General features: G+C 75.3%; 18 protein-coding genes. 11 read left to right on the top strand and 7 right to left on the bottom strand.

Annotated elements, in window-relative coordinates; all coding sequences use genetic code 11:
- Positions 1-11: 11 nt before the first annotated feature.
- From ACE3UN_RS14445 to mraZ, 4 genes are read right to left on the bottom strand one after another with little or no spacing between them, the layout of a single operon-like run.
- Entirely contained in the window at positions 12-1,802 is a 1,791-nt protein-coding gene (locus ACE3UN_RS14445; protein ID WP_374675714.1) for a peptidoglycan D,D-transpeptidase FtsI family protein, read from the bottom strand.
- A 5-nt stretch (positions 1,803-1,807) separates the two neighbouring features.
- A complete protein-coding gene (gene ftsL / locus ACE3UN_RS14440) occupies positions 1,808-2,119 on the bottom strand; it encodes a cell division protein FtsL (RefSeq protein ID WP_374675667.1) in 312 nt (103 codons plus the stop codon).
- Positions 2,116-3,162 (bottom strand): 16S rRNA (cytosine(1402)-N(4))-methyltransferase RsmH, encoded by a 1,047-nt coding sequence (gene rsmH / locus ACE3UN_RS14435; protein WP_374675666.1) that lies wholly within the window; start codon positions 3,160-3,162, stop codon positions 2,116-2,118. Before rsmH ends, ftsL begins: the two co-directional genes overlap by 4 nt.
- An 8-nt stretch (positions 3,163-3,170) precedes the next feature.
- Positions 3,171-3,599 (bottom strand): division/cell wall cluster transcriptional repressor MraZ, encoded by a 429-nt coding sequence (gene mraZ, locus ACE3UN_RS14430; protein ID WP_374675713.1) that lies wholly within the window; start codon positions 3,597-3,599, stop codon positions 3,171-3,173.
- 300 nt (positions 3,600-3,899) lie between these two features.
- On the opposite strand from mraZ, the gene ACE3UN_RS14425 reads away from it, so the two are divergent.
- A complete protein-coding gene (locus tag ACE3UN_RS14425; RefSeq protein ID WP_374675665.1) occupies positions 3,900-6,248 on the top strand; it encodes an ATP-binding protein in 2,349 nt (782 codons plus the stop codon).
- A gap of 96 nt (positions 6,249-6,344) precedes the next feature.
- The gene (locus ACE3UN_RS14420; RefSeq protein ID WP_374675664.1) at positions 6,345-6,647 is read left to right on the top strand and encodes a hypothetical protein; all 303 of its coding nucleotides are present in this window, start codon (positions 6,345-6,347) and stop codon (positions 6,645-6,647) included.
- A gap of 33 nt (positions 6,648-6,680) precedes the next feature.
- Here ACE3UN_RS14420 and ACE3UN_RS14415 read toward each other — a convergent pair whose 3' ends face one another.
- Both ACE3UN_RS14415 and ACE3UN_RS14410 read right to left on the bottom strand, forming a co-directional pair.
- On the bottom strand, positions 6,681-8,120 hold the full coding sequence (locus ACE3UN_RS14415; RefSeq protein ID WP_374675663.1) for a GTPase/DUF3482 domain-containing protein: 1,440 nt from the start codon (positions 8,118-8,120) through the stop codon (positions 6,681-6,683).
- A complete protein-coding gene (locus tag ACE3UN_RS14410; protein WP_374675662.1) occupies positions 8,113-9,582 on the bottom strand; it encodes a DUF2868 domain-containing protein in 1,470 nt (489 codons plus the stop codon). The genes ACE3UN_RS14415 and ACE3UN_RS14410 overlap by 8 nt, the downstream gene beginning before the upstream one ends.
- A gap of 130 nt (positions 9,583-9,712) precedes the next feature.
- Here ACE3UN_RS14410 and ACE3UN_RS14405 point away from each other — a divergent pair, with 130 nt between their 5' ends.
- The 9 genes from ACE3UN_RS14405 (at position 9,713) to ACE3UN_RS14365 (ending at position 19,369) form a co-directional block, all read left to right on the top strand.
- The gene (locus ACE3UN_RS14405) at positions 9,713-12,400 is read left to right on the top strand and encodes a GNAT family N-acetyltransferase (protein WP_374675661.1); all 2,688 of its coding nucleotides are present in this window, start codon (positions 9,713-9,715) and stop codon (positions 12,398-12,400) included.
- A gap of 68 nt (positions 12,401-12,468) precedes the next feature.
- Positions 12,469-12,777 (top strand): YqjD family protein, encoded by a 309-nt coding sequence (locus tag ACE3UN_RS14400; protein ID WP_374675660.1) that lies wholly within the window; start codon positions 12,469-12,471, stop codon positions 12,775-12,777.
- Entirely contained in the window at positions 12,774-13,205 is a 432-nt protein-coding gene (locus ACE3UN_RS14395; RefSeq protein WP_374675659.1) for a phage holin family protein, read from the top strand. Before ACE3UN_RS14400 ends, ACE3UN_RS14395 begins: the two co-directional genes overlap by 4 nt.
- Positions 13,202-13,495, top strand: coding sequence for a hypothetical protein (locus ACE3UN_RS14390; RefSeq protein WP_374675658.1), 294 nt, complete (start codon positions 13,202-13,204; stop codon positions 13,493-13,495). Before ACE3UN_RS14395 ends, ACE3UN_RS14390 begins: the two co-directional genes overlap by 4 nt.
- On the top strand, positions 13,492-14,205 hold the full coding sequence (locus ACE3UN_RS14385) for an ABC transporter ATP-binding protein (protein WP_374675657.1): 714 nt from the start codon (positions 13,492-13,494) through the stop codon (positions 14,203-14,205). The genes ACE3UN_RS14390 and ACE3UN_RS14385 overlap by 4 nt, the downstream gene beginning before the upstream one ends.
- Positions 14,206-14,254: 49 nt before the next feature.
- On the top strand, positions 14,255-16,624 hold the full coding sequence (locus ACE3UN_RS14380; RefSeq protein WP_374675656.1) for an ABC transporter permease: 2,370 nt from the start codon (positions 14,255-14,257) through the stop codon (positions 16,622-16,624).
- A 56-nt stretch (positions 16,625-16,680) separates the two neighbouring features.
- On the top strand, positions 16,681-17,886 hold the full coding sequence (locus tag ACE3UN_RS14375) for an efflux RND transporter periplasmic adaptor subunit (protein ID WP_374675655.1): 1,206 nt from the start codon (positions 16,681-16,683) through the stop codon (positions 17,884-17,886).
- A 20-nt stretch (positions 17,887-17,906) separates the two neighbouring features.
- Positions 17,907-18,935 (top strand): zinc-binding alcohol dehydrogenase family protein, encoded by a 1,029-nt coding sequence (locus ACE3UN_RS14370; protein WP_374675712.1) that lies wholly within the window; start codon positions 17,907-17,909, stop codon positions 18,933-18,935.
- An 83-nt stretch (positions 18,936-19,018) separates the two neighbouring features.
- Positions 19,019-19,369 carry a TraR/DksA family transcriptional regulator gene (locus ACE3UN_RS14365; protein ID WP_374675654.1) on the top strand — a complete coding sequence of 117 codons (351 nt, stop codon included), beginning with the start codon at positions 19,019-19,021 and terminating at the stop codon, positions 19,367-19,369.
- Between the two features lie 21 nt (positions 19,370-19,390).
- Here the strand turns inward: ACE3UN_RS14365 and ACE3UN_RS14360 are convergent, their stop codons facing one another.
- Positions 19,391-20,662, bottom strand: a complete 1,272-nt coding sequence (locus tag ACE3UN_RS14360; RefSeq protein ID WP_374675653.1) for an MgtC/SapB family protein — start codon at positions 20,660-20,662, stop codon at positions 19,391-19,393.
- Positions 20,663-20,777 lie beyond the last annotated feature (115 nt).

The following is a 20,777-nucleotide window of genomic DNA, read 5'->3' as shown; positions in this document are numbered from 1 at the left end:
GGCGGGCGGTGTCACTGGCGCCGGATGGGCGCGGCGCCGGTGGCCTCGGCCACGGCGATCGAACGGGTGCCGGCGGTGACCGGCGGCTTCATGTCGAGATCGGGCGGCACGCCCAGCGTGCGCAGCGCCTGCTCCACGACCACCTTGAACACGGGCGCGGCCACCAGGCCGCCGAAGTACACGCCGCTGGGCTCGTCCACCATCACGGCCACGACCACGCGCGGGTTGTCGATGGGCGCGATGCCGGCGAACCAGGCGCGGTGCTTGTCGCTGTTGTAGCCGCGGCCTTCCTGCTTCTCCGCCGTGCCCGTCTTGCCGCCGGCCGAGTAGCCGATGGGCTGGGCCAGCGGGGCGGTGCCGTCGGTGCTCACCGTGCCGCGCAGCAGCTGGCGCATGGTGCGCGCCGTCTCCGGCTGGAACACGCGCACTCCCGGCAACGGCTCCTCGCCCTGGATGAGGGTGAGCGGGGCCAGTTCGCCGTCGCGCGCGATGGCGGTGTAGGCCCGCGCGATCTGCAGCAGCGACGCCGACAGGCCGTAGCCGTAGCTCATGGTGGCCTTCTCGACCGGCTTCCAGGTCTTGTGCGGCCGCAGCTTGCCCGTCGCGGCGCCGGGGAAGCCGATCTGCGGCTTGGTGCCGAAGCCCAGCGCCGCGAACATCTCGCCCATCTCCTTGGTGTCCAGCCGCTGGGCCATCTTCACCGTGCCCACGTTGCTGGACTTCTGGATGACCTGGGCCACCGACATCACCGGCCGGCCGTGGTTGCCGTCGTTCACCAGCAGCGGGCCGACGCGGAAGGGCTGCGTGTCCAGCACCGTTTCGGGACGCACCAGGCCCTTTTCGATGGCCATGGAGGCAATGAAGGGCTTCACCGTGGAGCCCGGCTCGAAGACGTCGGTGATGGCGCGGTTGCGCAGCTGGGCGCCCGTGAGGTGGCGGCGCTCGCCCGGCAGGTAGCTGGGGTAGTTGGCCAGGGCGAGGATCTCGCCGGACTGCGCGTCGAGCACCACCACGCTGCCGGCCTTGGCCTTGTGCTGCTGCACGGCGTCGCGGATGCGCTGGTAGGCCAGGGCCTGCACCTTGGAATCGATGGTCAGCTGCACGTCGCGGCCGTCGCGCGGGTCCACCGTCTCGCCGAGCTCCTCGACCACGCGGCCGAGCCGGTCGCGCAGCACCCCGCGCGATCCGCCGTGGCCCTGCAGCTGGCGCTGGAAGGCCAGCTCCACGCCCTCCTGGCCCTTGTCCTCGATGTCGGTGAAGCCCACCACGTGCGCGGCCGCCTCGTTCTCTGGGTAGCGGCGGATGTAGCCCGGCTCCAGCGTGAGGCCCTTGATCTTCAGGGCCCGCACCTGCTGCGCCACGCCGTCGTCGACCTGGCGCTTGAGCACCACGTAGGCGCCGCCGTCGGCCATGCGCGCGTCGAACTCCTTCAGCGGCATGCGCAGCAGCGACACCAGCGCGCGCTTCTGCGCGTCGCTGGCCTTGAAGTGCTGCGGGTTCACCGAGATGGTGGGCGCATTGACGCTCACCGCCAGGATCTGGCCATGGCGGTCCAGGATGCGGCCGCGGCTGGCCGGCAGCTGCAGCGTGGCGGCAAAGCGCTCCTCGCCCTTCTTCTGGAAGAACTCGGACTCGATGACCTGCACGTACAACGCCCGCCCGGCCAGCGCCAGGAAGGCCATGCCGACGGCGAACACCAGGAACTTGCTGCGCCCGGGCGGCGTCTTGGCCGCCAGCAGCGGGCTGGTGGAGTAGTTCACGCCGCGCACGGACGTGGCCCCGGCGGCACGCTGGCGCTGCACCGGCTTCACGGCTGCCCCCCCTGCCCCGCGGCCGAGGCCGGGGTCGACGCGGCGCGGCTGTCGCTCACATAGACCGTCATGTCAGGCGTGGCCAGGCGCATGGCCAGCTTCTCGCGCGCCGTGCGCTCGACCTTGAGGTGGGTGGCCTCTGTGCGGCGCTCGGCATCCAGGCGCTTGGCGTCGGCGGCGAGCTGGGTCTGCTCCGCCTTGGCGCGCTCGATCTCGACGAACAGGCGGCGCGACTCGTAGCTGGTCTTCACCAGCCACAGGCCGCTGGCCACGAGCAGCACCAGCAGGATGATCGACAGGCGCGTCACGCCGCGGCTCCCTTGGCGCTCAGCCGCTCGGCCACGCGCAGCACGGCGGAGCGGGCGCGCGGGTTGGCGGCGATCTCGGCCGCGCCCGGCTTGATGCGCGCCAGCGGCTTCAGCCGCAGCGTGCGGCGCGGCGGCGCGAACGGTGCCCGGCGGTCGATCTCCTCGCGGCTCTCGTGTGCGATCCGCGTCTTCACGATGCGGTCCTCGAGCGAGTGGAAGCTGATCACGGCCAGCCGGCCACCGGGGGCCAGCAGGTCGATCGCCGCGCTCAGGCCCTGCTCGAGCTCTTCAAGCTCGGCGTTGACGAGAATCCGTAGCGCCTGAAATGTGCGCGTTGCAGGGTCCTGGCCCGGCTCGCGGGACTTGACCGAGCGAGCCACGAGCTGGGCCAGCTCGGCCGTGGATCGAACAGGGGCCCCGCTGTCCCGGCGAGCAACAATCGCCTTTGCAATCGATGCAGCAAACCGTTCTTCGCCATAGTCACGTACCACCTGGGTGATGAGGCGCTCGTCGGCGCGCTCGAGGAAATCGGCCGCGCTCTCGCCACGGGTCGGGTCCATGCGCATGTCCAGCGGGCCGTCGAAGCGGAAGCTGAAGCCCCGCGCCGGGTCGTCGATCTGCGGCGAGCTCACGCCCAGGTCGAGCAGCACACCGTCCACCGCCGCGATGCCGCACGCCGCCAGCGACTCGCGCAGCGTGGCGAAGCTCTCGTGCACGATCTGGAAGCGCGGGTCGGTGATGGCCGCGTCGCCCGTGGTGGCCGCCGCCACGGCCTCCGGGTCCTTGTCGAAGGCCACCAGGCGCCCGCCCGGGCCCAGGCGGGCGAGCAGCGCCCGGCTGTGGCCGCCGCGGCCGAAGGTGCCGTCCACGTAGGTGCCATCGGGCCGCGTGAACACGCCGTCGATGGCCTCGTGCAACAAGACCGTGGTGTGCTGAAGCCCCTCGTCCGACGAGGACGTCGGCCGATCCCCCGAGGGGATGCGGGCCAGCTTGGGAGCGGCCCGGCGCTCGGCCCGCGCCTTGGTCGACTTCGGTGCTGACATCGGCGGCCTCAGATGACCAGCTGGCGCAGCGCGTCAGGCATGGGCTGGGCGAGGGTGGCTTCCTCGTTGGCGAGGTAGCGCTCGCGGTCCCAGATTTCCAGGCGGGCGCCCATGCCCACGAGCATGAGTTCCTTCTCGAGCCGGGCCCAGCCGCGCAGTTCGGGCGACAGCAGGATGCGCGAGGCGCTGTCCATGTCCACGTCCATGGCGCTGCCCAGGTACAGGCGGCGGAAGCCGTCGGCCTCCATGGGCAGGGCCAGGATCTTGGCGCGGAACTCCACCCAGGCCGGACGGGGGAAGAGCAGCAGGCAGCGCGAGGGGCTCTTGGTGAGCGTCATCTGGCCCTGGCACAGCGCGGCCAGCGCGTCGCGATAACGGGACGGCACGGTGACCCGGCCTTTCCCGTCCAGCGACAACGCGGACTCACCCTGAAACACAAAGTCGGACACGACAACCCACTAAATTGCACTTTCTCCCACTTTATCTCACCCCGATCCCACGGGTCAACGAAACAGGAAGAAAAATTTCAATGAAATCAGGCACTTAGCGCCGATTGCTGCAGCGCACCTCAGCAAAAAGTCATTGCGAAATAAGGACTTGTGGCGGGGTGTCAAAGTGATTGATGAGAAGCGAAAGGCGGCCTCCCGGAGCCGCCACCGGGCCAGCCGCCCGCGCCTTTCCCCGGGCACAGCAGTTGCTCCCCTGTCCGCTGGTGTGTCGGGAAGGGAGGCCAGGTCATGCCCACCCAGGGTCAGCGGTGGGGCAGCGGCCGCTGGGTAGCCAGCCGGGTCGCCGCCCGCGTCGGCGCCGTGCTGGTGGCCGCCCTGCTGCTGGCCGCCGGCCTGGCCGCCTGGAGCCTGCGCGAAGATGCGCGGCGCAACGCGCAGGCCACCGCCGAGGACCACAGCTACGCCATGGCGGCCCAGGCGGCGCACGCCTTCGCGGCCGCGGACGGCCTGGTCGCCGGTGTCGCCCGGCAGATCCACGGCCTGGCCATTCCCGACCCGAGCGCCCTGGCCGAGCGGTTCGGCCGCTATGAGGACCACCTGACGCTGGCCACCTTGCGGGCCGGCTTCCCGTCGGTGGACGCGTTGGCGGTGTTCGACGCCCAGGGCCAGCTCGTGGTGGCCGCGCGCGGCTTCCCCGTGCCGAGCATCAACGTGAGCGACCGGGAATGCTTCCAGGCGGTCCGCGGCGCCGAGGGCTCGGACCGCCACGTGGCGGCGCCGGTGCTCTCGCGCAGCACCCACATCTGGATGATCTATGTCTGCCGCCGGCTGCAGACGTCCGACGGGCGGTTCATGGGAGCGGTGATGGCCGGCCTGTCGTCGGAGTCCTTCGCCGACTTCTACGAGGCGATCCGGCTCGACCGCGCCGCGCCACAGCCCGACGTCACCGCCATGTCGCTGCTGCGCCGCGACATGACGCTGATGGCCCGTGCGCCCCACGACCCGGCCGCCCTGGGGCGACCGCTCAGCACCGAAGGCGCCTACGGCGAGCTGCCGGGCGTGCCCGCGGTGCCGGCCCGCGCCGAGGCGCCGCCGTTCCGCCCCTGGGACGCGGAGGCGGACAACAGCCGCCATGTGCAGGTGGTCGCCCGCGCGGTGGAGGGGTTCCCCGTCACCGTGGCGGTGGCCATGCACGACCGCCTCGTGTTCGCCGCCTGGCACCGCCAGGCGCGCGGCATCGGCGCGTTCGCGCTGGCGTCCGCCGGCTTCCTGCTGGCCACCTTCAGCGTGCTGGTGGGGGTGCTGCGGCGCCAGGAGCAGCGGGCAGCGGAGGTCGAGCGCCTGCGCGAACAGGCCGAGCGGGCCAGCCGGGCCAAGAGCAGCTTCCTGGCCACCGTGAGCCACGAGGTGCGCACGCCGCTCAACGGCATCCTGGGCACGGCCGACCTGCTGGTGCGTGCGCCGCTGCCACCGCGCGAGCGTGAACTGGCGGGCACCCTGCTCGCCTCCGGCCGGCACCTGATGGCCATCCTGAACGACATGCTCGATCTGACGAAGATCGAGGCCGGCGAGATGGACGTGCTGGCGGCGCCCTTCTCGCCGCAGGAGGTGCTGCAGGAGGTGCGCGCCACCTTCGAGCACACGGCCCGGCGCAAGGGCCTGGCGCTGGTGGCGGGCGTGGCGGCGGAGGTGCCGGCCAGCGTCTGCGGCGACGCCCAGCGCGTGCGGCAGGTGCTGGGCAACCTGGTGGACAACGCCATCAAGTTCACCGACCGCGGCGAGGTGACGCTGCACCTGTCGCGCGGCCCCGGCGAGCGGCTGCGCTTCGAGGTGCGCGACACGGGCGTGGGCATCCCGCCAGCGGCGCGCGCGCGGGTCTTCCAGCCCTTCGCGCAGGCCGACGGCTCCATCACCCGTCGCTTCGGCGGCACCGGGCTGGGCCTGGCGATCTGCCGGCGCCTGGTGGAGCTGATGGGCGGCGAGATCGACTTCGCCGCGCGGCCCGGCGGCGGCACCTGCTTCTGGGTGGAACTGCCGCTGCCGGCCCAGGCGGCGCCCGCGACCGGGGAGCCGGCGGTGGTCGCCCCCGAGCCGCCCCCGCCGCAGGACGGCACGGACTGGGCGTTCGTGCACAGCAGCCCGGTGCCGCTGGGCGACGCGCCCGGGCCTGCGGGCGGCACGCCGGCACCGACCACCGGCACGCCGCCGCCCGTGGCCGAGGTGCTGGTGGTGGAGGACAACGCGGTGAATGCGCTGGTGGTGGAGGCCCAGCTCGACCGGCTGGGCTGCCGCTGCGACGTGGCCGCGGACGGCGAGGAGGCCTTGCGCCGCCTGGGCAGCCGCCGCTACGACCTGGTGCTGATGGACTGCATGCTGCCCGGCATCTCGGGCTTCGAGGTGGTGCGACGCTGGCGGGCGGAGGAACTGCAGCGCGGACAGCCGCGGGTGCCGATCGTCGCGCTGACCGCCAACACCCTGGCCAGCAACGCCCAGGAAGCCCAGCAGGCGGGCATGGACGACTTCCTCACCAAGCCCTGCACGCTCGACAAGCTGGAGGCCGCCCTGCGGCGCTGGCGCGCCGCCGAGGCGCGACCCGACCCCGGCACCCCCCTTGCCCACGGGGTGCGGCACCCCTAGGAACCGACTGCCTCGCCCGCCCCCGGCTGCCCAGAATGGCAGCCCGCCTCCCCCGGCCCACGGGGCCCTCTTTCCCGCCGCCCCACCTGCCGTCCCATGCGCACGCTCTTCCTCGACAAACCCGCCCCCCGCAGCCGCTGGTGGGTCTGGGTGCTCGCCACCGCCGCGGTGGTGGAGGCCGCGGCGCTGTCGGCGTACATGCTGCGTCCGGCGCCGCCCGCCATCGAACAGGGCTACCTGGCCCCGGCCCAGCAGTGCGCGAGCCGCGGCCAGTCGGCCTACAGTGCACGCGGCGAATGGCCGCTCACCGTGGACGGCCGCGATGCCGCGACGCTCGTCAAGTCACGCTGCACGCTGGATCCGGACGCCTTCCGCGCTCCGCTGACCGCCGGGCCCTGAGGGCGGCGGCGCCGGCTCCGCCCCGTCGCGGCCTCACCCCGCGCTGTCGGGCGGGGCCTGCCATGCCGCGCGCAGCCGGCCTGCCAGCGCCTCGTCGGCACGCTGACGCCGGGCGTCCGCCGGCCCGGGCTCGGCCCACGCCGGGCGGGCGCGTGCAGGCGCCAGGCCGTCGGCGCCGGAGAGCGCCCGGGCCAGCGCCCGCCACCGCGTGCTGCCCGCGACCGCCGCATCGCCCGGCCCGGCGTCCTGCCCCGTGTCCGGCCGCAGCGGCTGCACCGCCCCATGGCCCCGCTCGGCCAGCGCCTCCTGCAGTGCCGCCAGGCGCGCGGCCAGCAGCACGAGCACGGCGTCCTCGGCCTGCACGTCCTGCCGGCCCGTGGCCCGCAGCGCCACCAGCCGGCCGAGCGGCCCCAGCCCCTGGGCCGCGGCGCCGCCCAGCGCCGCGCCGATGGACGTGCCCACGCCCAGCGTCAGTCCGTGCAGGGCGATGTCCAGCCCCAGGCCGAGGGCCGCGCCCACCAGGGCGCCCGCGCCCAGGTGGCGCACCACCTGCTGCAGCAGATCGGGGTTGAACAGGTCCGCCTCCCAGTCGCCCTGCAGCGCCGGCAGGCCGGCCAGCTCGGCGTCGCCGGGCTCGAAGCCGTGCAGTTGCAACAGTTGCCAGGCGGCCTCGCGCGCCCCGGTGGCCACCCGGTCGCGGAAGGCAGCCAGGCGGTCAGCGCGCCGGGCCGCGTCCGCCAGCTCCTCACGGGACAGGGTCTCGCGCAGGGCCGCCAGGCCCAGCAGGTGGTGCGCGATCAGCCGCCAGCCGGCGGCCTGCCGCTGCACGGCGGCCTCGGCCAGCGCGTCGGCCAGGGCCTCCAGCGGCTCGCGCCGGTCGGACAGCAGGGTGGCCAGGTCGCGGTACAGCCGCGCCTCCGCGCCCATGAAGGGGGCCACCGCGTCGAACTGCGCCTGCACATGCAGCCCGTGCTCGGCCAGCGTGGTGCGCCAGGCCGACCAGCGGCTGGACGGGTCGCGCAGCTGGTTCAGCACCGGCATCACCGGCCGGCCGCTGTCGTGCAGCAGGGCGACCTCGGCGTGGTGCTTGGGCAGCACCGGTTCGCGGGTGTCCACCACGTAGAAGGCGGCGTCCGCGGCCAGCAGTGCGCGCAGCACCTTGGCCTCCTGCTCGAACTCGGCCTGCGCCTCGGGACGCGACAGCGCGGCGCGCAGGCGCTCGGCCGGCGTGCGCCCGGGCTGCGCGCGCACCAGGGCCAGCAGGCCGACCGGGTCTTCCAGGCCCGGCGTGTCCACCAGCCGCACGGGCGGCGCGCCGGGCAGCGCCAGCACCACCGCCTCGGCGTGCCGCGTGGTGCCGGGGCGGTCGGACACCTCGCCCACGTCGCGCCGGCGCGTCAGCGTGCGCAGCAGCGAGGTCTTGCCGGCATTGGTGTGGCCCACCACCGCCACGGTGAGCGGCGCCTCAGCCATGGCCGGAACGCGGTCCCGCCGCGCCCGCCCGGCCATGCAGCCAGGCGCCGGCGGCGGCGGCGTCGTCGAACACGGGCACGTCCGGCGGCGCGCCGGCCACCGCCGTGGCCGGGTCCGCCAGCCAGGCACGCCAGCGGGCGGCGCCGGCCCCTTGCGCCAGCAGCGCCACCGCGCTGCCGGCCTGCGCCACGCCGGCCAGCACGCGGGCCGTGCCGCGGTCCGGCGTGGCCGGGCCATGCACCACCAGCAGCAGCCGGGCGGGCCGCTCGAGCTGTGCCCGCTCGCGCAGGGCCTGGCGGTCCTCCGCGCTGCCGTCCAGGCGTTCGCACCAGGCGGGCAAGGCGGCCATCAGCCCGGCGGGCGGCCAGGGGGCCTGCGGCGGTAGCTCAAAGCCCACCAGCGCGGGCGCGCCGTGGGCCGGCGGCACCGCCGCGCGGGCGGCGCGGGGCGGGCGGCGTTCGGCGTCGGCCACCCGGGGCGCCTCGGCGGCAGCCAGCCGGTCCAGCAGGCGACGCCAGTAGGGGTCGGCGGGATCGATGCCGGCCAGGCGGTGGCGGCGGCGCCGCCAGACGGACAGACAAGCGGCCGCGGCCAGCCCGCGCGGCAGTGCGCCGTACACCACCAGGCAGCCGATCAGCCAGCCCACCCAGGGCCGCGGGTCGCCCGGCGGCCCCTGGCCGGGGGCCGCCTGGGCCGCCGCCACCGCCGCCGCGTCCGGCACCGGGAAGCCCAGCGCCGCCGGCCCGGCGCCCAGCACCTGCACCACCTGGGCGAAGAAGCCGGCTGGCAGGATGGTGGTCTCCCAGCCCAGGGTGTAGGCGCGCAGGCCGAAGTCCACCAGCAAGCCGGCGAGCAGCACGGTGAACACACCGAGCCACAGCAGGTGCTGCACGAGGCCCAGGGCCCAGGGCAGCAGCCGCGCCTCGGCGAGCGCCTGCCAGGCCACCGGCAGCCAGGTGACGCCCGCCGGGCCCCGCAGCCCCGGCAGGCGGGCGGCCGCCGCCAGCGTCCAGCCGGCCAGCCCACCCCCCAGCGCCAGCCGGCCACTGGCCAGGGCGAGCCCCCACAGCACCAGGCTCAGCGTGGGCAGCGCCAGCGCCAGGGCCACCGCGCCCACGGCATTCAGATGCCGGCCCTCGCCGGCCAGGCGCTCCAGCAGGTGGGCGCCCAGCAGCCCGGCGAGCCCGGCCGCCGCCGCCAGCAGCCACGGCAGCGCGCGACGGGCCCGGCGCAGCGGACCCTCCACGCCGAGCGGGCCGGCCAGCAGGCGGGCCCGCCGCGCCAGCCGCACGGCAGGCGCACCCGGCAGCGCCGCCGCCTGCGCCATGGCCGGCTGGTCGTCCACCGCCGCGCCGGCCAGCTCGGCCGCGCGCACCGCCCGCAGCAGCATCGCGTCCCAGCCGGGGCCGGGCGGCAGCGCGGTGCCGGCGGCCGGGGCCGGTGGATCCAGGCGTTCTGTCATGGCGGCCCAGTATCGTGCAGCGGCCACCGGGCCGGGGGCCGTCTTGATCTTGATCATGCGCAAGCAGGGCGCCCGCCGCGCGGTTAGTCTGCACGCTCCGCGGCCTGCTGCCCGCCCGATCCTGCCCCCCATGACCGTTCGCCACCTGGACCAGCTGCTGCAACCCACGAGCGTGGCCGTCATCGGCGCGTCGGACCGCCCGGCCAGCGTGGGCGCCACGGTGTGGCGCAATCTGCGTGCCGGCCGCTTCGCCGGGCCGGTGATGGCGGTGAACCCGCGGCTGCGGCGGCTGGACGGCGAACCGGTGGTGTCCAGCGTGGCCGCCTTGCCCCAGGTGCCCGACCTGGCGGTCATCTGCACCCCGCCGGCCACCGTGCCCAAGCTCATCGCCGAGCTGGGCCGGCGGGGCACCCGGGCCGTCATCGTCATGACCGCCGGCCTGGACCCGGCCACGCGCCAGGCCATGCTGGACGCCGCGCGCCCCCACCTGCTGCGCGTGCTGGGGCCCAACTGCCTGGGCCTGCTGTCGCCGCACCTCGGGCTGAACGCCAGCTTCTCGCATGCCCATGCGCTGCCGGGCGACGTGGCCTTCGTGTCGCAGTCCGGCGCCCTCGTCACCGCGGTGCTGGATTGGGCGCGCGCGCGGCGCATCGGCTTTTCGCACATGGTCTCGCTGGGAGAACACGCCGACGTGGACTTCGGCGACCTGCTGGACCACCTGGGCAGCGACCCGCGCACGCGATCGATCCTGCTGTACATCGAGAGCATCGAATCGCCGCGCAAGTTCATGTCGGCGGCCCGGGCGGCCGCGCGCAACAAGCCCGTCATCGTCGTGAAGGCCGGCCGCGGCACCCGCGGGGCGGCCGCCGCCGCCTCGCACACGGGCGCCCTCGCCGGCTCGGACCTGGTGTTCGACGCGGCCATCCGCCGCGCCGGCATGCTGCGCGTGGACACGCTGCAGGAGCTGTTCATGGCCGCCCAGACACTGGCCCGGTTCCGCGGCGACGGCCCCTGCCCCGATGCCGGCCTCACCATCATGACCAACGGCGGCGGGGCCGGCGTGATGGCGGCCGACGCCGCCGAGCTCGCGGGCATCCCCCTGCGTGACATGACCCCCGCGCTGCGTGAGCGCCTGGATGCCGTGCTGCCGGCCACCTGGTCGCGCGCCAACCCCATCGACATCATCGGCGACGCCCCCGCCGAGCGCTACACGGCCACGCTGGAGGCACTGTTCGACGACCGCGAGACCGGCGCGGTGCTCTTCGCCCACGCGCCCACCGCGATCGTGCGCAGCGACGACATCGCCCGCGCCTGCGCCCCGCTGGTGCGCCAGCATGCCGGCCGCGTGCTGGCCTGCTGGCTGGGCGACGCCGCCGTGGCCGACGCCCGCCATGTGTTCGAGGACGCCGGCGTGGCCGACTACGCCACCCCGGAGGAGGCCGTGCGCGCCTTCGGCATGCTGCGCACCTACCGGGCCAACCAGGCGCAGCTGCGCCAGGTGCCCACCGCCAGCGAACACGCGCCGCCGGACACCGCCGCGGCGCGCGCCGCCCTGGCGGCCGCACGCGCGGCCGGCCATGAGATGCTCGACGAAGTGCAGGCCAAGGCGGTGCTGGCGGCCTACGGCATCCCCACCGTGCCCACGCGCGCCGTGCCGGCGGACCCCGACAGCGCGGTCGAGGCCGCCGACCTGCTGGGTTATCCCGTCGCCCTGAAGATCCTCTCGCCGGACATCTCGCACAAGTCGGACGCCGGTGGCGTGGCGCTGCGGCTGGCCGACGCGGCGGCCGTGCGCGACGCGGCGGTGGCCATGCTGCAGCGGCTGCACGCGGCCCTGCCCGGCGCGCGGCTCGAGGGCTTCTCGGTGCAGCCCATGGCCCAGCGGCCGATGGCCGTGGAGCTCATCGTGGGCGCCTCGGTCGACCGCCTGTTCGGCCCCGTCATCCTGTTCGGCCAGGGTGGCACGGCCGTCGAGGTGCTGGCCGACCGCGCCATCGGCCTGCCGCCCCTGAACCGCGTGCTGGCCGGCGAGCTGATCGCCCGCACCCGCGTGGCGCGCCTGCTGGCCGGCTACCGCGACCACCCGCCGGCGCGGCAGGAGGCCATCGCCGACGTGCTCACGGCCGTCTCCCAGATGCTGGCCGACCTGCCCGAGCTGGCCGAGCTGGACATCAACCCGCTGTGGGCGGACCACGAGGGCGTGCTGGCGCTGGACGCGCGCATCCGCCTGGCGCGGCCCGGCGAGCGCGGGTCAGGTGCCGGCGCCTTCGCCATCGCCCCGTACCCGGCCGAGCTCACCACCACGCTCGACTGGCACGGCCAGCCGCTGCGCATGCGCCCGATCCGCCCCGAGGACGAGCCGCAGCACCGCGCCTTCATCACCGCGCTCGACCCCGAGGACGTGCGGCTTCGCTTCTTCCAGTCGCGCCGCGAGCTGCCCGCCAGCGAGATGGCCCGGCTCACGCAGATCGACTACGAGCGCGAGATGGCCTTCATCGCGGAGCGCCCGTCGGCCGACGGCGGATGGGACACCCTGGGCGTGGCGCGCGCGGTGGCCGACCCCGACAACGTCGAGGCCGAGTTCGCGGTGATCGTGCGCAGCGACCTCAAGCACCAGGGCCTGGGCCGCCTGCTGATGGACCGGCTGGCCGCCCACCAGCGCCAGCGCGGCACGCAGCGCCTGGTGGGTTACGTGCTGCGGGAGAACGGTGCCATGCGCCAGCTCTGCGACGACCTGGGCTTCGAGGCCGACGCCGCCAGCGAGGAGCCCGGCGTGGTGCGCTTCGTCATGCCGCTGTCACCGCCGCCCACGGCTTGAGCCGCGTCAAGACGCCGCACCGGTTCACGCCTAGGATCGGACTTCTTCACCCTGGATGGAGACCGCCCATGGACATGTCGCACGACAAGTCGGCCCTGGCCCAGAGCCTGCGCCGCATGATCGACGAGGCCGACGAGCTGCTCAAGAGCGCCGCTGAGACCGGTGACGAGGCCTACGACGCGGTGCGCGACCAGTTCGCCCACCAGGTGCGGCAGATGCGCGACCAGCTCGACGACCTGGAGCAGGCCGCCGTGTACCGCGCCCGCCGCGCCGCCCGTGCCACCGACCTGGCGGTGCGCGAGCACCCGTACGGCGCGATGGGCATCGCCGCGGCGGTGGGCCTGCTGATCGGCTTCCTCGCGGCGTCGCGCCGGTGAGCGCCGCGCCGACGGACGACGCACCGCGCCGCGGCGAGCCGCCCCCGCCCGGGGTGCTAGACGGCCTGCGCGAGGCCGCCCAGCGCGTGGTGGCCGACGTCATCGACATCGGGCGCACCCGGCTGGAGCTGGCCACGCTGGAGCTGGAGCAGGAGCGGCTGCGCCTGGCGCGCCTGTGGCTCGGTGCCACGGTGACGCTGTTCCTGCTGTTCGTCGGCGTGGTGCTGGCCGCCGCCTGGATCGTGCTGCTGTGCCCGCCCGCCTGGCAGGCCACCGCCCTCGGCGGGCTGACCGCCGTCTTCCTGGGCGCCGCCGCGCTCGCCGCCTGGCGCTGGAAGGCCGAGGCCGAGCGCCGGCCGCCGCTGCTGCACGGCACGCTGGCCGAGCTGCACGCGGACGAGAAGGCCCTGCGCGGCGAGGCAGCATGAGCGCTCCCGTGCCCCCCGGCACCGCCCGCGCGGCCGACACGCTGGAGCAGCGGCGTCAGGTGCTGCTGGCGCGCAGCGCCGCCCAGCGCCTGCGCCTGGGCCGCCATGTGCGACGCCTGCAGCGGCAGGCGTCGCCGCACACCCTGGCGGCCGCGGCCCTGCGGCGGGTGGCCACGCCGCGCACCGTCGCCGTCTGGGGGCGCTGGGCGCTGCTGGCCTGGAAGGCCTGGCGCGTCTGGCAGGGCTGGCGCCGGCCCCGTGCAGCCCGGCGCCCGGGCCCCCGCGCATGACGGCCGGCCCGGCGCTCTTTCGCGCGCACGGCGTGGGCAAGGTCTACCGCACCGGCGAGGTGGAGGTGGTGGCCCTGCGCGACGTCGACCTGGACATCGGCCGCGGCGAGTTCATCGTGCTGCTGGGGCCGTCCGGCAGCGGGAAGTCCACCCTGCTCAACATCCTGGGCGGCCTGGACGTGCCCAGCAGCGGCACGGTGATGTTCGGCGACGAGGACCTCACCCGGGCCGACGAATCGGCACTCACCGCCTACCGCCGCCGCCACGTCGGCTTCGTGTTCCAGTTCTACAACCTCATCCCCAGCCTGACCGTGCGGGAGAACGTGGCGCTGGTCACCGACATCGTCGAGCACCCGATGCCGGTGGACGAGGCCATCGACCGGGTGGGCCTGACGCCCCGGCGCGACCACTTCCCCGCCCAGCTCTCCGGCGGCGAGCAGCAGCGCGTGGCCATCGCCCGGGCCATCGTCAAGCGGCCGCAGGTGCTGCTGTGCGACGAGCCCACCGGCGCGCTGGACTACCAGACCGGCAAGCTGGTGCTGGAAGTCATCGCCCACGTGAACGAGGAGCTGGGCACCACCGCGGTGGTGATCACCCACAACGCGGCCATCGCGCAGATGGCCGATCGCGTGGTGTACCTGGGCGACGGCCGCATCCAGCGCGTGGAGACGAACCCGCGCAAGGTGAAGCCGGCGGACCTGTCGTGGTGACTGCCGGGGTGAGCGCCGTCCCGTCCTCCCGGCCCGGCGGGCCGCCGTGATGAAGGCACTCGACCGCAAGCTGCTGCGTGACCTGCGCCTGCTGTGGAGCCAGGCGCTGACCATCGCCCTGGTGGTGGCCAGCGGCGTGGGCGGCTTCATCACCAGCCTGTCCGCGGTGGATTCGCTGGCCCTGGCACGCGACCGCTTCTACGCCAGCGACCGTTTCGCGGACGTCTTCGCGAGCGTGCGCCGCGCGCCGCTGGCCGCGGCCGAGGCGCTGCGCCAGGAGCCCGGCGTGGCCGACGTGCAGACCACCGTGGAAGAGCTGGTGCGGGTGAGCCTGCCCGGCGTGGACGACCCCATCATCGGCCAGCTGATCGGCCTGGACGCGCGCGCGCCGCAGGGCATGAACCGCGTGCGCCTGGCCGCCGGCCGCTGGCCCGAGCTGGGCCGCACGGGCACCGGCCCGGTGGAGGTGCTGGCGTCGGAGGCCTTCGCCCAGACGCACCACCTGGGGCCGGGCAGCACGCTCACCGCGCTGGTCAACGGCCGCCAGCGCACCCTGGTGGTCACCGGCACCGCGCTGTCGCCCGAGTTCGTGTTCGCGGGCCTGTGGGGCATGCCGGACACGCGCGGCTTCGGCGTCTTCTGGATGGACCAGGAGGTGCTCGCCGCGGCCTACGACATGGACGGCGCGTTCAACCGCATCGCGGTGAAGCTGGCCCCGGGCGCGTCGGAGCAGGCCGTGGTGGATGCCCTCACCCGCCGCCTGGGCCCCTACGGTGGGCGCGAGGCCCACGGCCGCGCCGACCAGACCTCGCACGCCATGCTGGACAACGAGATCAAGGAGCAGCGCGTGCTGGGCACGGTGCTGCCCGCGATCTTCCTGGGCGTGGCGGCCTTCCTGCTCAACGTGGTGGTGTCGCGGCTGGTCGCCACGCAGCGCGAGCAGATCGCCGCGCTCAAGGCGCTGGGCTACCCGAACCTCGCCATCGGCGCCCACTACCTCAAGCTGGTGCTGGTCATCGTGGGGCTCGGGCTGGTGCTGGGCGTGGCCGCGGGCGACCGCCTGGGCACCCTGTTCACCGGCCTGTATGCCGAGTTCTTCCACTTCCCCAGCTTCGAGCACCGCATCGCGCCGGGCCTGCTGCTGGTGAGCGCCGGGCTCACGCTGCTCACCGCCGTGGGCGGTACCTTCAACGCCATCGCCGCCACGGTGCGGCTGCCGCCCGCCGAGGCCATGCGGCCGCCGTCCCCCGGGCGCTACCGCCGCACGCTGCTGGAGCGGCTGGGCATCCAGCGCATCGGCCCGGCCGCGCGCATGGTGCTGCGCAACATGGAGCGCCGGCCCCTGCGCACGGCGCTGTCCATCGCGGGCGTGGCGGCCGCGGTGGCCATTGTCATCATGGGCAACTTCTTCCGCGACGCCATCGAGGTGATCGTGGACACCCAGCTGAAGGTGGCTCTGCGCGCGGACGTGACGGTGTGGACGACCGACGCGGTCGACGAGCCGCGCACGCGACTGGCGCTGGCGCGCCTGCCCGGCGTGCGGCAGGTGGAGAGCAACCGCTACGTGCCCGTGACCCTGCGCCACGGCCACCTGAGCGAACGCACGATCCTGCGCGGCTACCCGGGCCGCCCCGAGCTGGGCCGGCTGATCGACGTCGACCAGCGGGAGTCGCTGATCGAGGGCCGCGGGCTGCTGCTGACCGACCGGCTGGCGCGCCAGCTGGGCCTGCAGCCCGGCGACCCGGTGCAGGTGGAGGTGATGGAGGGCCGGGCCCGCACGCTCACCCTGCCCCTGGGCGGCACGCTGCCGGAGATGATGGGGCTGAACGCCTACCTCGACCGCGAGGTGCTCAACCGCGTGCTGGGCGAGGGCGACCTGGCCACCGGCTTCCTGCTGTCGGTGGAGCCGGGCCGCGAGCCGGAGGTGCTGAAGGCCACGCAGGCGCTGCCGCGTGTGGCGGGCGCGTGGAGCAAGGCCACCATGCTGCGCAACATGGAGGAGATCAGCGCCCGCAACATCCGCATCATGAGCACGGTGCTGACGACCTTCGCCGTGATCATCGCCGTGGGCGTGGTCTACAACAACGCGCGCATCGCCCTGGCCGAGCGCGCCTGGGAGCTGGCGAGCCTGCGTGTGCTGGGCTTCACCCGGGCCGAGGTCTCGGGGCTGCTGCTGGGCGAACTGGCCGGGGTCATCGCCCTGGCGCTGCCGCTGGGCATGCTGCTGGGCACGGGGCTCACCCATGGCGTGGTCGCCCTGCTGGCGTCCGACCAGTTCCAGTTCCCGGTGGTGATCCGGGCCCGCACGCACGCCTGGGCGGCCCTGGCCATCCTGGTGGCCGGCACCGCCAGCGCGCTGGTGGTGCGCCGGCGCATCGACCGGCTCGACATGGTGGCGGCGCTGAAGACGCGCGACTGACCCGCCGACAACGCGCCCCCGACAACGACAACCCGCGAATCGAGAGACACGCAACGATGAAGCAGAAGACGGTGTGGATGCTGGCCGGCGGCCTGGCCGGCGCCGTGGCGCTGATGGCCTGGGCCTTCGCGTCGCGGCCGCCGGAGGTGGAGGTGGCCACGGTGGCCCAGGGCCGCTTCGAGGCCACCATCGAGGAGGACGCGCGCACCCGGCTGCGCGACCGCTATGTCGTCTCCGCCCCGCTGGCCGGCCGCCTGGCACGCCCCGCGCTGCGCGACGGCGACCGCGTGGCCGCCGGCGCGGTCGTGGCCAGCCTGCAGCCGGTGCTGCCGGCGCTGCTGGACGAGCGCACGCTGGCCGAGCAGCGTGCCCGCGTGGATGCCGCGCTCGCCCAGGTGCAGCGCGCCGCCGCGCGGGTGGCCGCCGCGGCGGCCAGCGCCGGCCAGGCACAGGCCGAGCTGCGGCGCAGCGAGCAGCTCGCGCGCGACGGCTTCGTCTCGCCCACCCGGCTGGACGCCGAGCGCCTGGCCGCCCAGGTGGCGCAGAAGGAGCACGAGGCGGCGCTTGCCGACCGTCGCGCGGCCGAGCAGGGCGTGCTGCAGGCGCGAGCAGCCCTGGCCGCCGTGCAGGCCGGCCCGGCGGGTGCGGGCGCCTTCGCGGTGCGCGCCCCCATCGACGGCCAGGTGCTGCGCATGCTGCAGACCAGCGAGGCCACGGTGGCCACGGGCACGCCCCTGGTGGAGCTGGGCGACACCCGGCGGCTGGAGGTGGTGGCCGAGCTGCTCACCACCGACGCCCTGCGCGCGGTGCCCGGCAGCGCGGTGCGCATCGAGCGCTGGGGCGGCGCCGGCACGCTGGACGGCCGGGTGCGGATGGTCGAGCCGGCCGCATTCACCAAGGTGTCGGCGCTGGGCGTCGAGGAACAGCGCGTGGAGGTGCTGATCGACATCACCAGCCCGCCCGAGCGCTGGGCCGCGCTGGGCGACGGCTACCGGGTCGGCGTGCGCGTGCTGGTGGAGGCGGCCGACGCGGTGGTCAAGGTGCCCGCCGCGGCCCTGTTCCCGGTGCCCGGCGGCGCCCCGGGCGCCATGGCGGTGTTCGTGCTGCGCGAGGGGCGCGCGGTGCAGCAGCCGGTGCAGCTGGGCGGCCGTCACGGCGCCGAGGCGTGGGTGCGCGAGGGCCTGCGCGCCGGCGAGCAGGTGGTGATCTACCCCGGCTCCGCGGTGCGCGACGGGGCACGGGTGAAGGTGCGTTCCACATGAGCCCCGCCGAGCCCGGCACCATGCAGGTGATGGCGCTGCACGCGCCGGGCGAGGCGCTGCGCCCCGCGCAGCGCCCCCTGCCGGCCCCCGGTGCGGGCGAGCTGCGCCTGCGCGTGGCCGCCTGCGCGGTGTGCCGCACCGACCTGCACGTCGTGGACGGCGAGCTGCCGCTGCCGCGCCTGCCCATCGTGCCGGGCCATGAGATCGTGGGCGTGGTGGAGGCCCTGGGCGCCGGCGTGGACCCGGCCTGGCTGGGCCGGCGCGCGGGTGTGCCCTGGCTCGGCCACACCTGCGGCCGGTGCCGCGCCTGCGCAGGCGGACGGGAGAACCTGTGCGAGGCGCCGGTCTTCACCGGCCATGGCCGCGACGGCGGCTTCGCCACCCACGTGGTGGCGGAAGCGGCCTTCTGCATCGCGCTCGACGAGCCGGCGCCGCTGCCGCTGGACGACCTGCATGCCGCGCCGCTGCTGTGCGCCGGGCTCATCGGCTGGCGCACGTTGCGCATGGCGGGCGACCCGGCCAGCGAGGCGGCCACCGTGGGGCTGTACGGCTTCGGCGCCGCCGCGCAGCTGGTGGCCCAGGTGGCGCGCCACCGCGGCCAGCGCGTGCTGGCGTTCACGCGCCCGGGCGACACCGCCGCCCAGGCCCACGCCCGCTCGCTCGGCGCGGTGTGGGCCGGCGGGTCGGACGAGCCCGCCCCCGAGGCCCTGGACGCCGCGCTGATCTTCGCCCCCGTGGGTGCGCTGGTGCCCGCCGCGCTGGCCGCGGTGCGCCCCGGCGGCCGGGTGGTCTGCGGCGGCATCCACATGAGCGACATCCCGGCCTTCGCCTACCGCCTGCTGTGGCAGGAGCGGCAGCTGCTGTCGGTGGCCAACCTCACCCGGGCCGACGCGGCGGAGTTCCTGGCCGTGGTGCGCGACATGGCCGGCCGCGTGCCGCTGCGCGTGGATGCCACACCCTACCCCCTGGCGCACGCCAACGACGCCCTGGCGGACCTGCGGGCCGGGCGGCTGCTCGGCGCGGCGGTGCTGGTGCCCGGCGCGGCTTGAGGCCCGTCAAGACCGCCACGCGCCGGCGGCGAACAATGGGGCATCGGCCACCGGCCGCCACCCACCACCCCGAGGGATTCGCCATGTCCACCGCCCTGCCCACCGACCGCATCCGCCAGTGGCTCGACGAGCGCGAGCGCCAGCTGCAGGCCCTGGTGGCCGGTGGCCAGCCGCCCGAGTCGACCGGGCCCGAGGTGACCGACCTGAAGGACGGCGCCGCCGACGAGGCCGAGGCCGAGGTGGACGACGCGGAGCTGGCCCTGCACCTGGCCGAGCTGCAGCAGATCGAGCGCGCCCGCGAGCGGCTGGCGTCCGGCGACTACGGACAGTGCAGCGACTGCGGTGAGCCGATCGCCAGCGCCCGCCTCATCGCCCAGCCCACCGCCACCCGCTGCATCGCCTGCCAGTCCGCCGCCGAGCAGCACCCGCGCTGAGCGGCGAACGGCCGGGGCCGCTCACCACCACGCCGTCGCGGCCGCCGCGCCGACGAGGACCGACGCGGCATACGCCACCGCGATGCGCCGGCCGAAGGGCCAGCCGCCGGCCGTCCAGGCGAAGGCCAGCTTGGACACCATGCCGCCCAGCGTGGCCAGCACCACCCCCACCAGCGGCACCAGCGGTGCGGTGCCGCCCGCCGCCCATAGGCGCGTCATGGAGACCACCACCGGGTCCACATCCACCAGGCCGGACAGCGCGGTGACGGCGTAGATGCCGGCGTCCCCGAACCAGCGCTTGGCCGCCTCCACACCCACCAGCACGACCGCCAGCAGCACGCCGAAGCCCAGCATGGTGCCGAGGTCGAAGGGCGCCACCGGCTCGCCGTCCACGGCGGCCGCATCGGGCCCGCGGCGCCGCCAGTGCCAGGCGGCGAAACCGGCCACGGCCAGCGAACAGGCCACCATCACCGGCGCCACCGCCCGGCCCATGGCCGGCTGCAACGCCGCGACGACGATGGCAATGCGCAGGAACATCACCGCCGCCGCCGCCAGGGCGCCCGCGGCCGCCGGCTCCAGCAGGGCGGGTTCCGCCTTCGCCCGCCGCGCGAGCGTGAGCGTGGCCGCGGTGGACGTGGCCAGGCCGCCGAGCAGCCCGGTGAGCAGCACGCCGCGGGTGGGGCCCGACAGCCGCATGGCCACATGGCCGGCCAGCGACAGGCCCGCCAGCAGCACCACCGCCCACCACAGGCGGTAGGGGTTGAGCACGCCCCACGGGCCGTGGCCCGCGTCGGGCAGCAGCGGCAGCACCACCACCGACAGCACGCCCATCTGCAACCCGGCCCGCAGCTCCTGGTGCTCGATCAGACGCAGCACGCCGTGCAGCGCGCTCTTGTAGTCGAGCAGCACCACCGCCACGATGGCCGCCGCGAGCGCCGGCAGCACGTGCCCGCTGGCCGCCAGCGCGCCCAGGCCGTAGGTGGCCAGCGCCGCCACGGCGGTGGTGGCGCTCAGGCCCGCGCCGCGGCGCACGGCCTCGCGCCAGGCCACGGCCATCAGCACCGCCAGGCCGGCCAGCCCGGCGGCCAGGGACGGCGCCGCCGCGGCGCCCAGGCTGGCCAGCGTGCCGCCGGTCAGGCCGATGAGGCTGAACGTGCGCAGGCCGGCGATGCGGCTGCCCTCGGCGGCCTCGCGCGTGCTCCAGCCGCGCTCCAGGCCGAACAGCAGCCCGATGGCCAGCGCGGCGGCCAGGCCGCCCAGCGGGGGCGGCAGGGTGAAGGTGTCGGTGTCCACGCGGCCATGATGCCCCAAGGCCGGGGGTGGGAGCCCCCACGCGGACGGCGGGTGCGGCGAAGCTGCTACGCTCCACCGGTTCCCGACGACCACACCAAGGTGGTGCGCCGCCTCG

Origin of the sequence: Ideonella sp., from assembly GCF_041918995.1 — a bacterium.
GTDB lineage: Bacteria > Pseudomonadota > Gammaproteobacteria > Burkholderiales > Burkholderiaceae_C > Ideonella.
Note: the sequence above shows the minus strand (reverse complement) of the source record. Positions and strands in the feature narration are given on the sequence as shown.